Source organism: Cellulosimicrobium sp. I38E (assembly GCF_001647255.1).
Lineage (GTDB): Bacteria > Actinomycetota > Actinomycetes > Actinomycetales > Cellulomonadaceae > Cellulosimicrobium > Cellulosimicrobium cellulans_E.
The window spans coordinates 207136-219876 of sequence record NZ_LUAZ01000001.1 but is presented as its reverse complement, the minus strand read 5'-3'; the positions used below and the strand labels follow the sequence as shown (position 1 = coordinate 219876).

The window sequence follows — 12741 nt, the reverse complement described above, 5'->3', positions numbered from 1 at the left end:
GCCGGGGCGCGGCCGTCCGCACGTCGCCGTCGTGACCGCCGCGCGAGGTCAAGCGTACGCACGACGAGCGGTGCGCGGGAAGCCGCCGAGCCGACGCCCAGGCAGCGCTCAGGCGTGGGCGCGCTCGGCCAGGACGTCGGCGACGCGGCCGAGGTTCGCGAGCAGCGCGCGGTGCTCGTCCGGGGTGCCCGCGACGCCGCGGCCCGGCCCTCCCCCGGCGGCGCGCGCGGCGCCCAGGAGCGTCACGTCGTCGAGCGCGGCGAGCGGGAGCCCGATGCGGCGCCACGGCACGCTCACCGCGTCGGCGAGCTCGCCCAGCGCGGGGCCGGCGCACTGCGACACCTTCGCGGGCGGGAGCGCGGCCCAGAGGCCGACGCCCCGCTCGACGGCACGCGCGACGGTCTCCCACAGCCGCTCGTCCCACGCGCCGAGAGCGAGGCCGACGGCGTCCGCGCCGGCGAGCACGACGGGCGCCACGCCCACCCACGCCGGACCCACGTGGACGACCGTCGACGCCGACGCGGCGCGCGCGGCGTCGAGCACGGGCCGCAGCCCGTCCACGAGGTCCGGGCCGGGGACCGCGCGCAGGCGCGAGTAGCCCGAGAACGACGGGAGCACGCCCGTCCCGACCTGGGCGAGCAGCGGCTCGTCCACCTGCACGACGACGTCCGCCCCGGGGACCTGCCGGCGCACCTGCGCGACGTGCTCGCCCACGGCCACGGCGAGCGCCTCGACGACCTCACGCACGGCGCCCCGGTCCGACAGCACGCGGTCGCCGCGCGCGAGGTACACGTCCGCGGCGAGCGTCCAGGGACCGGTGACGGTCACGGCGAGCGGCCCGGAGTACCCTGCGCCCGCGATGGCCAGCGCCTCGAGGTCCTCGCGCAGGTACGCGTCCGCCCGGCGCAGGTCCGCACCCCCGTGGTCCGCGAGCTTCCACCCGTGGGGGCCCAGCTCGACGGGGAGGCCGGGCAGCAGCGCGGCCGTCCGCCCGGTCGCGTCCGCGCCGGGACCGCGCCCCGGGAGCTGGACGAGGAACGGCACCCCGCGCACGCCCGTCGGGACCTCGGCGAGATCACCGAGCACCGTGAGCTGCGCCTCCAGCACGTCCACGCCCTCGCCGCCAGGCCACGGGCCGAGCCCGCTCACCGCGGTCATGCCGCACCCCCGCGCAAGTCCTCGTCCCGGGCGCCGAGCGCCCTCTCGTCACGAACCACGTGCCGACCACCTCTCTCCAGGAGCACACTGGGAAACCGAGCCGTGCCGCGACCCCGCCGGGGTCCGGGGGCCGCGCGGCCGCCGAGCACGAGGGTGTGCGGAAGGGCTCCGACATGGGAACGCACGAGAACAAGGCCACGGCGGTCGCCGTGCACACGCGGGCGATCCCCGGCAACCACGGCGACGCGCTCGCGACGCTGCTGGCGCCCGGGTTCCGCAACCACGACACGTCGCCCGGCTGCGACGGCGGCGCGGACGCCCTCCTCGCGACGATGCACTGGTACGACGAGGCGTTCGAGGACCAGCGCGTGGAGGTCCTGCACGCGGTCGCCGAGGGCGACCTCGTCGCGCTGCACGTCGAGCTCAGCGCGCGGCACACCGGGTTCTTCCGCGGTGTCGCCCCGACGGGACGCCGGTTCCGGGTGCGCGAGATGCACGTGCTCCGGTTCGTGGAGGGCCAGGAGGCCGAGCACTGGTGCGTGCGCGACGAGTCCGCGCTCGTGCGGGCGCTGGCTCACCCCGCGCCCGTCGGCGTCGGCTGAGCGGTCGGTCGCGCGGTCGCCTCGGCGGCCGGTCGCGCCGCGGCGCGGTAGGCCCGGTCCACCGTGGCCTGGCCGAGCACGCGCGCGCCGGCGTAGACGACGAGCGACTGCCCGGCGGCGACGCCCCGGAGCGGCGTCCCCGTGAGCTCGACCTCCATCGCGTCGCCGACGGCCCGGACCCGGGCCGCGACCGGGGCACCGTGCGCGCGGACCTGCACCTCGACGTCGGCCTGCTCTCCCGCCGCCGGGCGCGCGTCGTCGAACCAGACCGCCGCGCCGGCCTCGATGCGGTCGACGCTCAGCAGCTCGGCCGGCCCGACGACCACGCGGTTGCTCGCGGGCTGCACGTCGAGCACGTACCGCGGACGGCCGTCGGGTGCGGGGCGGTCGATGCCCAGGCCCTTGCGCTGGCCGACCGTGTACGCGTAGGCGCCGTCGTGCTCGCCGAGCACCGTCCCCTCGGCGTCGACGATCTCGCCCGGCCGCGTGCCGAGACGGTCGCGCAGGAATCCCTGGGTGTCGCCGTCGGCGACGAAGCAGATGTCGTACGAGTCGGGCTTCGCGGACACCGACAGCCCGCGCCGCGCGGCCTCGGCGCGCACCTCGTCCTTCGACGCGAAGTCCCCGAGCGGGAACATCGCGCGCGCGAGGCGCTCGGGCCCCATGACCGCGAGGACGTACGACTGGTCCTTCGCCGTGTTCGGGGAGCGGTGGAGCTCGCGCACCGTGCGCACCCCGCCCGGGGCCGACGCGTCGGCCTCCTCGCGCGTCACGACGCGCGCGTAGTGGCCCGTCGCGACGGCGTCGAAGCCGAGCGCGGTCGCCTTGTCGAGCAGCGCCTCGAACTTGATGTGCTCGTTGCAGCGCACGCACGGGTTGGGCGTGCGGCCCGCCTCGTACTCCGCCAGGAAGTCGGCGACGACCGTGTCCTCGAACCGCTCCGAGAGGTCCCACACGTAGTACGGGATGCCGAGCACGTCGGCCGCGCGCCGCGCGTCCCCCGCGTCCTCGATCGAGCAGCACCCGCGCGACCCGGTGCGGAACTGGTCTCGGTTGCGCGACAGCGCCATGTGGACGCCCACGACCTCGTGCCCCGCCTCGACCGCGAGCGCCGCGGCGACGGCGGAGTCGACGCCGCCCGACATGGCGGCGAGCACCCTCATGCGGCACCTCCCGCGCGGCTGGGGACCGCGGTGCGGGTGGGGCCTGACGCGAGGCCCGCCGCCCGCGCGCGCTCGACGGCGGGGGGCAGGGCGTCGAGGAGGCGCGCGACGTCGTCGGGCGTGGACGTGACGCCGAGCGTGAACCGCAGCGCGCCGCGCGCGTCCTGCTCGGGCACGCCCATCGCGAGCAGCACGTGCGACGGCTGCGGCACTCCGGCCTGGCACGCGGAGCCCGTCGAGGCCTGCACGCCCGCGGAGTCGAGAAGGTAGAGGAGCGAGTCGCCCTCGGCCCCCGGGAACGTGAAGTGCGCGTTGCCGGGCAGGCGGGCGGCGGCGCGGTCGCCGGACCCCGGCTCGGGCCCGCTGAGGAGGGCGTCCGGGACGCGCTCGCGCACGCCCGCGACGAGCTCGTCGCGCAGGGCCGCGAGGTGGGCGGCGCGCTCCTCGCGGCGCGCGACGGCCTCGGCGACCGCGACGCCGAACGCGCGGATCGCGGGCGCGTCGAGCGTGCCGGAGCGCACCCCACGCTCCTGGCCGCCGCCGTGCAGCACGGGGGTGAGCGGGGCGTCGCGGCGCGCGACGAGCGCGCCGACGCCGACGGGGCCACCGAGCTTGTGCCCGGACACCGTCATCGCGTCGAGGCCGCTCGCCGCGAAGTCGACCGGGACCTGGCCGACCGCCTGCACCGCGTCGGAGTGCACCGGGATGCCGTGCGGGCGCGCGAGCTGCACGACCTCCTGCACGGGCTGGAGCGTGCCCACCTCGTTGTTGGCCCACATGACCGAGATGAGCGCGATCTCGTCCGCGTGCTCGGCGATCTCCGCGCGCAGCGCCGCGAGGTCCACGCGGCCCTCGCCGTCGACGGGCAGCAGGACGATCTCCGCGCCCGCGTGCTCGGCCATCCAGAACGCGGGGTCGAGCACCGCGTGGTGCTCGACCGCGGACACGACGATCCGCAGCCGGCGCGGGTCCGTCGTGCGCCGCCCCCAGAACAGGCCCTTGATCGCGAGGTTGTCCGCCTCGGTGCCCCCCGCGGTGAACACCACCTCGCTCGGGCGCGCGCCGAGCGCCGCGGCGATCGACTCGCGCGCCTCCTCGACCGTGCGGCGGGCGGCACGCCCCGCGGCGTGCAGCGACGACGGGTTGCCGGTGCGCGACAGCTCGTCGACGAACGCCTCGCGCGCCGCCGCGGACAGCGGCGTCGTGGCGGCGTGGTCGAGGTACGCGGCCGCCGCGGGGACAGGGCCGGATGGATGGGTCACGGTCACCCAGTCTACGAACGCTCGCGGCGCTCGCGGTCCGAGGAGTGGGCGGCGCTGGACTTCCCGGCGAGAAGCGCTAGGTTGTGGGAGGTCTGCGCCCGGCCGTCGCCGGGCGCTCGTCCCGGTCGCAGGACCGCCGTCGCGCGCCACACGTCGCCGCGGGACGGAAACGTGCCGAGGACGAGACCGTCCAGCCACCGACAGGGGAAGTGGCATCTCGATGCCCGACGACGCCGCACCGCCCGCCGTCGAGGCCGCCGGGGACGTCCCGGTCGCCTCGGGCGGCGGCCGCCTGCTCTGGGGAGACCTGCCGCTCGCGCTGCGCGACGAGCTGGAGGCGGTCGCCGGGGGCCGGGTCGTGCAGGAGCGCTCGATCTCGTCCGGGTTCAGCCCCGGCCTCGCGTCCGTCCTCACGCTCGACGACGGCACGCGCCTCTTCGTCAAGGCGGCCCGGACCGCGGACGAGCCCGTGGCGGCCAACCTCCACCGCGCCGAGGCGAAGGTCGCGACGCGGCTGCCGCGCGCGGTCCCCGCCCCGCGCTTCGCCTGGGGTCACGGGGACGGCGACTGGATCGCCCTCGCGTTCGAGGTCGTCGACGGGCACGTGCCCGCCACGCCCTGGGACCCCGACGAGCTCGACCGGGTCCTGACCACGCTCGTCCGCGTCGCGGCCGTCCCGGGGGCCCGTGCGATGCGTCTGCCGCCGACCGGGCCCGACTTCGCCGACATGGCGACCGGGTGGCGCGCGCTCCGTGCGGACCCCGACCCGCGCCTGCCCGCCGTCGCGCCCTGGGCGGCCACGCACCTCGACGCGCTCGCGGAGGCCGAGCGCGGGGCGCTCGTGGCGTGCGAGGGCGAGTCGTTCGTGCACGGCGACCTGCGCGCCGACAACGTCCTGCTCACGCCGGAGAAGGTCTACCTCGTGGACTGGCCGCACGCGTCGCGCGGCGCGGCCTGGCTCGACCTCGCGATGTTCCTGCCCAGCGTCGTCATGCAGGGCGTCGTGGACGTCTGCGAGCCGGTCACGGTGAGCGCCGACGCGACCCGCCGCGCGCGGGGCGGCGCGTGGGCGGCGTCGACCTTCGCCGCGCACCCCCTCGGGCGTGACGTGCACCCCGCCGACCTGCGCTCGGTCGTCGCCGGGATCGCCGGGTACTTCCTGCACTCCGCCCGCAAGCCCGCCGTCCCGACGATCCCCCGCCTGCGCGCGTTCCAGCGCGCCCAGGGCGTCGCGGCCGTCGCCTGGCTGGAGCACCTCGGTCTCTGAGAGTCCCACCGCGGACGAGGGAGGGGCCCGGCGCCGTCGCGGCTCCGGGCCCCTCCGTCGATCGGGAGACGTCAGTCGCGCCAGACCTGGACGACGGACGGACGCGGGCCTGCGAAGGCACCCGTCGGCACCGGGGCGCCCGGCGTGAGGTAGTCGGGGAAGTACGACGCCTGCGCGTCGAACGACCCGTCCTCGCCCGGGTGCTGGACCGCCACGTAGACCATGCGGTCCGTGGAGTCCACGAGGGGCCCGCACGTCTCGGCGCCGCGCGGGACGGAGAGGAACTGCTCGACGCGACCGCGCTCGCGGCCGTCGAGCGTGACCTTGAACAGCCCGTCGCACTTCTGGATCGTGCTCGGCTGACCGTCGGTCGAGATCCAGAGGTTCCCCTCGGCGTCGAACGCGAGGTTGTCCGGGCAGGAGATCGGGGACACCTTCTCCTTCGGGTAGCCCGAGAAGTACGTGGAGGTGTTCGTCGCGGGGTCGCCCGCGACGAGCAGGAGGTTCCACCGGAACGTCAGGGACGCGGCGTCGTCGCGGTCCTCGACGATCTCCACGACGTGCCCGTCGCGGTTGGTGTTGCGCGGGTTCGGCTCGGTCGCGGCCTCGGCCGCCGCGGGCCCGCGCGACGTGTTGTTGGTGCACGCGACGTAGACGCGGCCCGTGACCGGGTTGGGCTCGACGTCCTCGGGGCGGTCCATCTTCGTCGCCCCGACCTTGTCGGCCGCGACGCGCGTGTAGACGAGCACCTCGGCGAGGCTCATGCCCTCGACCTCGCTCCGCCCGTCGAGGACGAGCGGGACCCACTCGCCCCGGCCGTCGAACGCGCCGTCGGACGGCACCGCGCCCGACCCGTCGATCTCGGACGCGGGCGAGTCGCCGCGGAACCGCGCGACATAGAGAGAGCCCTCGGTGAGCAGCGTCTTGTTGTGACGACGCGCCGCCTCGCCGTTCCCCGGGCGCATCGTGCGCGACGAGACGAACTTGTACACGTAGTCGAAGCGCTCGTCGTCGCCCATGTACGCGACCGCGTTGCCCCGGCGCGAGAGGATCACGTTGGCGCCCTCGTGCTTGAACCGGCCGAGCGCGGTGTGCTTCACCGGCGGCTCGTCGGGCGCGTACGGGTCGATCTCGACGATCCAGCCGAAGCGGTTGGGCTCGTTCTCGTACCCGGGGTTGCGGGCGTCGAACCGCGGGTCGTCCAGCTCCCAGCCGTAGCCCGTCGCGGCGTCGCGCAGGCCGTAGCGCGCGTCGTGGCCCGCACCCGACGTGCGGAAGTAGCCGTTGTAGTTCTCCTCGCCCGACAGCACGGTGCCCCACGGCGTCGTGCCGCCCGCGCAGTTGTTCAACGTGCCCAGCACGCGCGTCCCCGACGGGTCCGCGACGGTCTTGACGAGGTCCGAGCCGGCCGCCGGACCGGTGAGGCGGAACTCGGTCGTCATGTGCACGCGGCGGTTGTACCGGCTGTCGGCCACGTAGTCCCACGGCGTGCCCGTCCGACGGCGACGCACCTCGACCACGGACATGCCGTGCGCGGCGCGCTCGATGGCGCGGCGGGTCGCGGCGTCGTACGAGGCGTCGAACATGATCGCCGGGTTCGTGTACTCGTGGTTCGCGACGAGCAGGCCGCGCGTGCCGCGGCCCGGGCCCTTGCCCCGGCCCTGCGCGCCGGCGAGGGCGTGCTGACGCTCGAACGGCAGGATGTCGAGGTAGTCGTTGTTGTAGCCGAACTGCCGGGCCTGGGCCTCGGGGGTCTGGCGCGCGACGTCGAACGGCCGGGCGCCGCGCAGGATCGGGTCGCCCCAGCGGATCACCGGGCGCCACCGGTAGCCCTCGGGCACGACGAACGCGTCGCGCGCCGCGGGCTGGGGCGAGATCGCGCCGAAGGCCAGGCCCTTCTGCGGGCGGCCTCCGCCGAGGCCACCACCGTGGGCGGGCAGCGGCTGGGCCGCGGCGGGCGGGGCACCGACGGTCTGGGCACCGAGCACGACGGCCGCGGCGCCGACCGCGAGCCCGCCCAGCAGCGCACGGCGCGACATCGCGCCCGCGACGACGTCGCGGAACGTCTCGTTGGCGCTCTCGTTGGGGACCGGGTGCGAGCACGCGTCCGCGCACTTCAGCCGGCAGGTGACGGGGCTGCGCTTGCCACGCGCGTGCGGCGCGACGGACAGCAGGGGTCGATGCTCGGGGGCAGGCGTGATCGTCATCGGTCGTCTCCACAGGTCGGGGGGCTTCCCCGTCACCGGGGAGTCGGCCCGACGCTAGGAACGGTCGATGACCGGCCGGCCACCACCCGGAGGACGCCGGGTGAATTCTCGGCACCGGCTGTCCGCCCCCTGGGCGGCGAGCGCGGAGACGGACCGGTGCTCACGTACCGGTGGGTGTGCCCTCAGGCGCGCGCGAGCGTCCCGGCGACGACCGTCACGACGGCTCCCACGACGAAGACCGCGATGCACAGACCCCCGACGACCCGCGCGACGCGCAGGGCCGCCGGCGAGGGTCCCTCGCCGGGGTCCAGGAGCCCGATGGACGCGGAGCCGGAGTACGAGCGACGGAACGGCACGTGGAACTGCCGCACGTCGTGGTCGGTCAGGGCGGGCGGCGGCTCGTGCGCGAGCGCGGCCGCGACGCGCCGGTCCCGCAGGCGACCGGCCTGGAGCGCGTAGAAGGCCAGGACCCCGTACTGGCTGAGGTAGAAGATCCCCAGTGCGAGGACGGTGGCGCCGAAGCTCGTCCCCGCGACCGTGCCCGCGAGCCGGAGCACCACGACACCGGCGGCCGTGACCGCCGCTCCGAGCAGCAGCCACCACGGCAGGGTCGCCCACGCGCCCGAGCGGTCGCCCTCGTAGGGCGACGCCGACCGTACGGGCCGGCTCGAGTCCGCGAGCTGGTCGGCGAGGTTCGACCGCTCGTCCTCCCACCAGGCCATCGGGCCCCTAGCCCTGGGACGACCGGTGCTCGCGCAGCACCTCGGCCGCCTGGGGCAGCACGTCCGCGAGGTCGCCGACGACCGCGAAGTCCGAGATCTCGAACAGCGGGCACTCGGGGTCGTTGTTCACCGCGACGACGACCTGCGAGGCCTGCATGCCGCCGCGGTGGTGCGGGGCGCCGGAGATGCCCGCGCCGATGTACAGCCGCGGAGCGACGGTCACGCCCGTCTGCCCGACGAACTGGTCGTGCCAGCCCTCGTAGACGGCGTCGCGCGTCGCGCCCACGGCCGCGCCGAGCGCGTCGGCGAGCTCGATGACGGGACCGAAGTCACCGTTGGTGCCACGGCCCCCGGCGACGACGATCGCGGCCTCGCCGAGCGCCGGGCGCCCGGCGCCGGCCGACTCGTCGACCGTGCGGGACACGACGCGCGCCGCGGTCGCGGCGGGCGAGAGCTCGAGCCGCAGCGCAGCGACCTCGGTCGCCACGGCGACCTCTGCGGGCTGCGGCACGACGGAGTTCGCCCGCAGCGTGAGCACGGCGGGGTCGGTGACGATCTCGCTGCGCACGTCCCAGGACCCGGCGAAGACGCGCTTGTCCGCGACGAGGTGCGTGCCGCCGTCGGTCAGCGCGGACGCGTCGACGACGAGGCCCGCCTCGGTGAGGAACGCGAGGCGCGCCGCCGCCTCCTTGTTCGGGAAGGACGACGTGAGCAGGACGGCGTCCGCGTCGGACGCGCGCGTCGCGGCGGCGAGGACCTCGGCCACGACGGGCGTGAGGTGCAGCGCGTCGCCGGTCACGACCTCTCCGCCCGTCGACGGCTCCGCCTGGCGTACGAGCGCGACGCCGTAGGCGCCGAGCTGGGCGAGCACGTCGACGCTCGGCGCTTCCAGGGCGACGGCCTCGACGCGCCCCAGCGAGCGGCCGACGGTGATCAGCTCCAGCACGGGCGAGCGCAGCTCGGTGCCGGCGGAGTCGAGGAGGACGAGGACGGTACGGGTCCCGGGGGTGCTCATGTGCGGACGCCTCTCAGACCAGGTCGTTGCGGATGAGGAACTCGGCCAGGGCGCGCCCGCCCTCGCCCTTGTCGACGACGATCTCGGCGTCGGGGCGCGGCGGGCGGGGCGACGCGTCGGTCACGCGCGAGCGCGCGCCGGCGTCGCCGACGAGCGCCGGGTCGACGCCGAGGTCGGCGAGGCTCCACGCCTCCACCGGGCGCGTGCGCGCCGCCATGATGAGCTTGAAGTTGGGCATGCGCGGGTCGTTCGCGTGGTCGGTGACCGACACGACGGCGGGCAGCGGCGCCTCGAGGACCTCCTCGACGCCGTCGAGCTCGCGCGTGACGCGAGCCGTCCGAGCGCCGGGCTCTCCCTCGACCTCGAGCTTCCCCGCGAGCGTGAGCTGCGGGAGCCCGAGCTCCGCCGACAGGAGCGCGGGGACGACCGAGCCGAGCCCGTCGAGCGCGGCCATGCCGGTGACGACGACGTCCACCGGCGCCTCGTCCGCGAGACGGCGCACCGCGGCGGCGAGCACGCGCGCGGTGCCGAAGTAGTCGGAGCCCGCGACGGCGTCGTCGCTCACGCGCACGCCGCGGTCCGCGCCGAGCTGGTACGAGCGGCGCACCGCGCCGTCGGCGTCGGGCCCGGCCACCGTGAGGACGATCACCTCGCTGGTCTCGCGCTCGGCCTCCGGCAGCGCCTCCTTGAGGCGCAGCGCGGCCTCGACCGCGTTCTCGTCGAGCTCGTTGAGCGTCCCCTCGTCGGCCCGGCGCACGACGCGCCCGCCCTCGAAGCCCCGGTCCGCGTGGATGTCCGGGACGTACTTCACGGCGACGACGATCCGCATCGGCTGCTCTCCCTGTGCGCTGGGCGGTCGGCCGGAGAGGTTCCCGGCCCGCTCGGGGCAGCCTACCGGCGGGCGGCGGGACGAGCCGGTGACACCCGCCACAATGGACGGGTGCACGTGCCCCGCCCCTCCGCCGTCCCCGAACCGACCCCCGGCACCGTCCCGGCAGCGCTCCCGCTCCCGACGGGGCCCGTCGACCGGCACGCCCTCGTGCCGCCGCTCGGCGTCCGCGTCGCGGGCGACGGCGTGGACGTGGCCGTCCTCGCGTCGCACGCGACCGCCGTCGAGCTGTGCCTCGTGGACGTGGTCGACGCGTCGCTGCCCGCCCACGACCCGGCCCGCTACCGCGAGCGCCGCGTCCCGCTCGCCGGGCCGGCGTACGGCGTCTGGCACGCCCACGTCCCCGGCGTCCGGCCGGGGCAGCGCTACGGGTTCCGCGCGCACGGGCCGTGGGAGCCCGCGGCCGGGCTGCGGCACAACCCCGCGAAGCTGCTCGTCGACCCGTACGCGCGCGGCCTCGTGGGCGAGCTGGTCGACGACCCGGCGGTCCACGGCCAGGTCGGGAGCGACCCGTACGGCCCGGCGGACGCGACCGACTCGCTGCCGTTCGTGCCGCACGCGGTCGTCGTCGCCGAGCCGACCGGGACCCTGGCGCCCCGGCCGCGCGTCCCGTGGCGCGACACGGTGGTCTACGAGGCGCACGTGCGCGGCCTCACGCAGCGGCTCGAGGCCCTGCCCGAGCACCTGCGCGGCACGTACGCGGGCGTCGCGCACCCGGTGACGATCGAGCACCTGCGGTCGCTCGGCGTGACGACGGTCGAGCTCCTGCCGGTGCACGCGAACGTGCCGGAGCCGCACCTGCTCGCGAGCGGCCGCACCAACTACTGGGGCTACTCGACGCTCGGGTTCTTCGCGCCCCACGCCGCGTACGCGACGCGCGCGGCGCGGGAGGCCGGGCCGGGCGCCGTCCTCGACGAGGTCCGCGGCATGGTCCACCTCCTGCACGAGGCGGGGATCGAGGTGCTGCTCGACGTCGTGCACAACCACACGTGCGAAGGCGGCGCCGACGGGTACCACCTGTCGTGGCGCGGGCTGGACAACGCCGGCTACTACCTGCACGACGGCGGCTCGCCCGCCCGGCTCGCCGACGTCACCGGGACGGGCAACTCGCTCGACTTCCGGCGCCCGGCCGTGGTGCGCGCCGCCCTGGACTCGCTGCGGTACTGGGCGGAGGTCGTGGGGGTCGACGGGTTCCGGTTCGACCTCGCGGTCACGCTCGGGCGCGGAGCGGCCGGGTTCGACCCCGACCACCCGTTCCTCGTCGCCCTGCAGACGGACCCGGTGCTGTGCGGGCTCAAGCTCGTCGCGGAGCCGTGGGACGTGGGACCCGGCGGCTGGCGGACCGGCCAGTTCCCGCCGCCGCTCGCCGAGTGGAACGACCGGTTCCGCGACGCGGCGCGGCAGTTCTGGCTCGCCGACGCGCGCGAGGCGTCCCACGGGCGGCCCGGCCACGGCGTGCGCGACCTCGCGACCCGCCTCGCGGGGTCGGCGGACCTGTTCGGCCACTCCGACCCGCCGCTGCTGCGCGGACCCGTCGCGTCGGTGAGCTACGTGACCGCGCACGACGGGTTCACGCTCGCCGACCTCGTCGCGTACGACCACAAGCACAACCTCGCGAACGGCGAGGACAACCGCGACGGGACGGACGACAACCGTTCCTGGAACCACGGTCTCGAGGGCCCGGTCGCGGCACCCGACGCGCGGGCGGGCGGGGGGCCGGGCGCGGGAATCGACGCGCTCGGGATCGGAGTGGAGATCGCGCCCCTGCGCCGCCGGTCGATCCGCAACCTCCTCGCGACCCTCGTCCTCGCCGCCGGCACCCCCATGCTCACCGCGGGCGACGAGATGGGGCGGACGCAGCGCGGCAACAACAACGCCTACGTGCAGGACGACGAGACGTCCTGGGTGTCGTGGGACCTCTCGCCGTGGCGCAAGGACCTGCTCGCGACGGCGCGGTACCTGCTCGCCCTGCGGCGCGAGCACCCCGCGCTGCGCCCCGACACGTTCTACACCGGCCGCCCGCGGCCCAGCGACTCCTCGGGCGGGGGTGCCGGCGCACGGGGACCGGGGAGCGACGTGGGCGTGCCCGACCTCGTGTGGTTCGACGCCGACGGCGAGCTCCTCGACCACTCCGCCTGGCACGACCCCGCCGTCCGGACGCTGCAGATGCTGCGCACCGCCCCGGAGCCCGGCGACGCCGACGTGCTCATGGTGCTCGCGGGCGGGCTCGACCCGGTCGACGTCACGTTGCCGGGCGTGCGCGCCGCCTCGGACGCGGACGCCGAGCGCTGGGACCTCGCGTGGGACTCGGACTGGGAGCACCCCGAGGACCGGGACCGTGCGAACGGTGACGGCACCGCCCGCGCGGGCGACGTCGTCGGGCTCGAGGCCCTGAGCCTGCGCGTCTACGTCTCCACCCCGCCGAGGTAGAGGCTCGGTCGCACGAGGTAGAGGCG

10 protein-coding genes are annotated in these 12741 nt (G+C 76.2%); 3 read left to right on the top strand and 7 right to left on the bottom strand.

Annotation, left to right across the window (positions count from 1 at the left end):
* Nucleotides 1-108: 108 nt before the first annotated feature.
* Nucleotides 109-1158, bottom strand: coding sequence for a hypothetical protein (locus tag A0J59_RS00890; protein WP_053369973.1), 1050 nt, complete (start codon nt 1156-1158; stop codon nt 109-111).
* A 173-nt stretch (nt 1159-1331) separates the two neighbouring features.
* On the opposite strand from A0J59_RS00890, the gene A0J59_RS00885 reads away from it, so the two are divergent.
* Nucleotides 1332-1760: an ester cyclase gene (locus A0J59_RS00885; RefSeq protein WP_156532714.1), complete on the top strand. Its 429-nt coding sequence runs from the start codon at nt 1332-1334 to the stop codon at nt 1758-1760.
* Here A0J59_RS00885 and mnmA read toward each other — a convergent pair.
* Both mnmA and A0J59_RS00875 read right to left on the bottom strand, forming a co-directional pair.
* On the bottom strand, nt 1733-2923 hold the full coding sequence (gene mnmA, locus A0J59_RS00880; protein WP_064314904.1) for a tRNA 2-thiouridine(34) synthase MnmA: 1191 nt from the start codon (nt 2921-2923) through the stop codon (nt 1733-1735). The genes A0J59_RS00885 and mnmA overlap by 28 nt on opposite strands.
* Nucleotides 2920-4191 (bottom strand): cysteine desulfurase family protein, encoded by a 1272-nt coding sequence (locus A0J59_RS00875; RefSeq protein ID WP_156532712.1) that lies wholly within the window; start codon nt 4189-4191, stop codon nt 2920-2922. The genes mnmA and A0J59_RS00875 overlap by 4 nt, the downstream gene beginning before the upstream one ends.
* A 214-nt stretch (nt 4192-4405) precedes the next feature.
* On the opposite strand from A0J59_RS00875, the gene A0J59_RS00870 reads away from it, so the two are divergent.
* The gene (locus tag A0J59_RS00870; RefSeq protein WP_082918624.1) at nt 4406-5452 is read left to right on the top strand and encodes an aminoglycoside phosphotransferase family protein; all 1047 of its coding nucleotides are present in this window, start codon (nt 4406-4408) and stop codon (nt 5450-5452) included.
* A gap of 71 nt (nt 5453-5523) precedes the next feature.
* Here A0J59_RS00870 and A0J59_RS00865 read toward each other — a convergent pair whose 3' ends face one another.
* The 4 genes from A0J59_RS00865 to A0J59_RS00850 form a co-directional block, all read right to left on the bottom strand.
* Nucleotides 5524-7659: a PhoX family phosphatase gene (locus A0J59_RS00865; RefSeq protein WP_064314903.1), complete on the bottom strand. Its 2136-nt coding sequence runs from the start codon at nt 7657-7659 to the stop codon at nt 5524-5526.
* A gap of 182 nt (nt 7660-7841) precedes the next feature.
* The gene (locus A0J59_RS00860) at nt 7842-8381 is read right to left on the bottom strand and encodes a hypothetical protein (protein WP_064314902.1); all 540 of its coding nucleotides are present in this window, start codon (nt 8379-8381) and stop codon (nt 7842-7844) included.
* A 7-nt stretch (nt 8382-8388) separates the two neighbouring features.
* Complete coding sequence (locus tag A0J59_RS00855) at nt 8389-9396, bottom strand: electron transfer flavoprotein subunit alpha/FixB family protein (RefSeq protein WP_064314901.1); 1008 nt, start codon at nt 9394-9396, stop codon at nt 8389-8391.
* A gap of 13 nt (nt 9397-9409) precedes the next feature.
* Nucleotides 9410-10225 carry an electron transfer flavoprotein subunit beta/FixA family protein gene (locus A0J59_RS00850; RefSeq protein WP_053369979.1) on the bottom strand — a complete coding sequence of 272 codons (816 nt, stop codon included), beginning with the start codon at nt 10223-10225 and terminating at the stop codon, nt 9410-9412.
* 210 nt (nt 10226-10435) lie between these two features.
* On the opposite strand from A0J59_RS00850, the gene glgX reads away from it, so the two are divergent.
* A complete protein-coding gene (glgX, locus tag A0J59_RS00845; protein ID WP_064314937.1) occupies nt 10436-12715 on the top strand; it encodes a glycogen debranching protein GlgX in 2280 nt (759 codons plus the stop codon).
* Nucleotides 12716-12741 lie beyond the last annotated feature (26 nt).

Coding starts and splice junctions, on each gene's coding strand:
- A0J59_RS00890 (WP_053369973.1), bottom strand. CDS start 1,158: ATGACCGCGGTGAGCGGGCTCGGCCCGTGGCCTGGCGGCGAGGGCGTG.
- A0J59_RS00885 (WP_156532714.1), top strand. CDS start 1,332: ATGGGAACGCACGAGAACAAGGCCACGGCGGTCGCCGTGCACACGCGG.
- mnmA (WP_064314904.1), bottom strand. CDS start 2,923: ATGAGGGTGCTCGCCGCCATGTCGGGCGGCGTCGACTCCGCCGTCGCC.
- A0J59_RS00870 (WP_082918624.1), top strand. CDS start 4,406: ATGCCCGACGACGCCGCACCGCCCGCCGTCGAGGCCGCCGGGGACGTC.
- A0J59_RS00865 (WP_064314903.1), bottom strand. CDS start 7,659: ATGACGATCACGCCTGCCCCCGAGCATCGACCCCTGCTGTCCGTCGCG.
- A0J59_RS00860 (WP_064314902.1), bottom strand. CDS start 8,381: ATGGCCTGGTGGGAGGACGAGCGGTCGAACCTCGCCGACCAGCTCGCG.
- A0J59_RS00855 (WP_064314901.1), bottom strand. CDS start 9,396: ATGAGCACCCCCGGGACCCGTACCGTCCTCGTCCTCCTCGACTCCGCC.
- A0J59_RS00850 (WP_053369979.1), bottom strand. CDS start 10,225: ATGCGGATCGTCGTCGCCGTGAAGTACGTCCCGGACATCCACGCGGAC.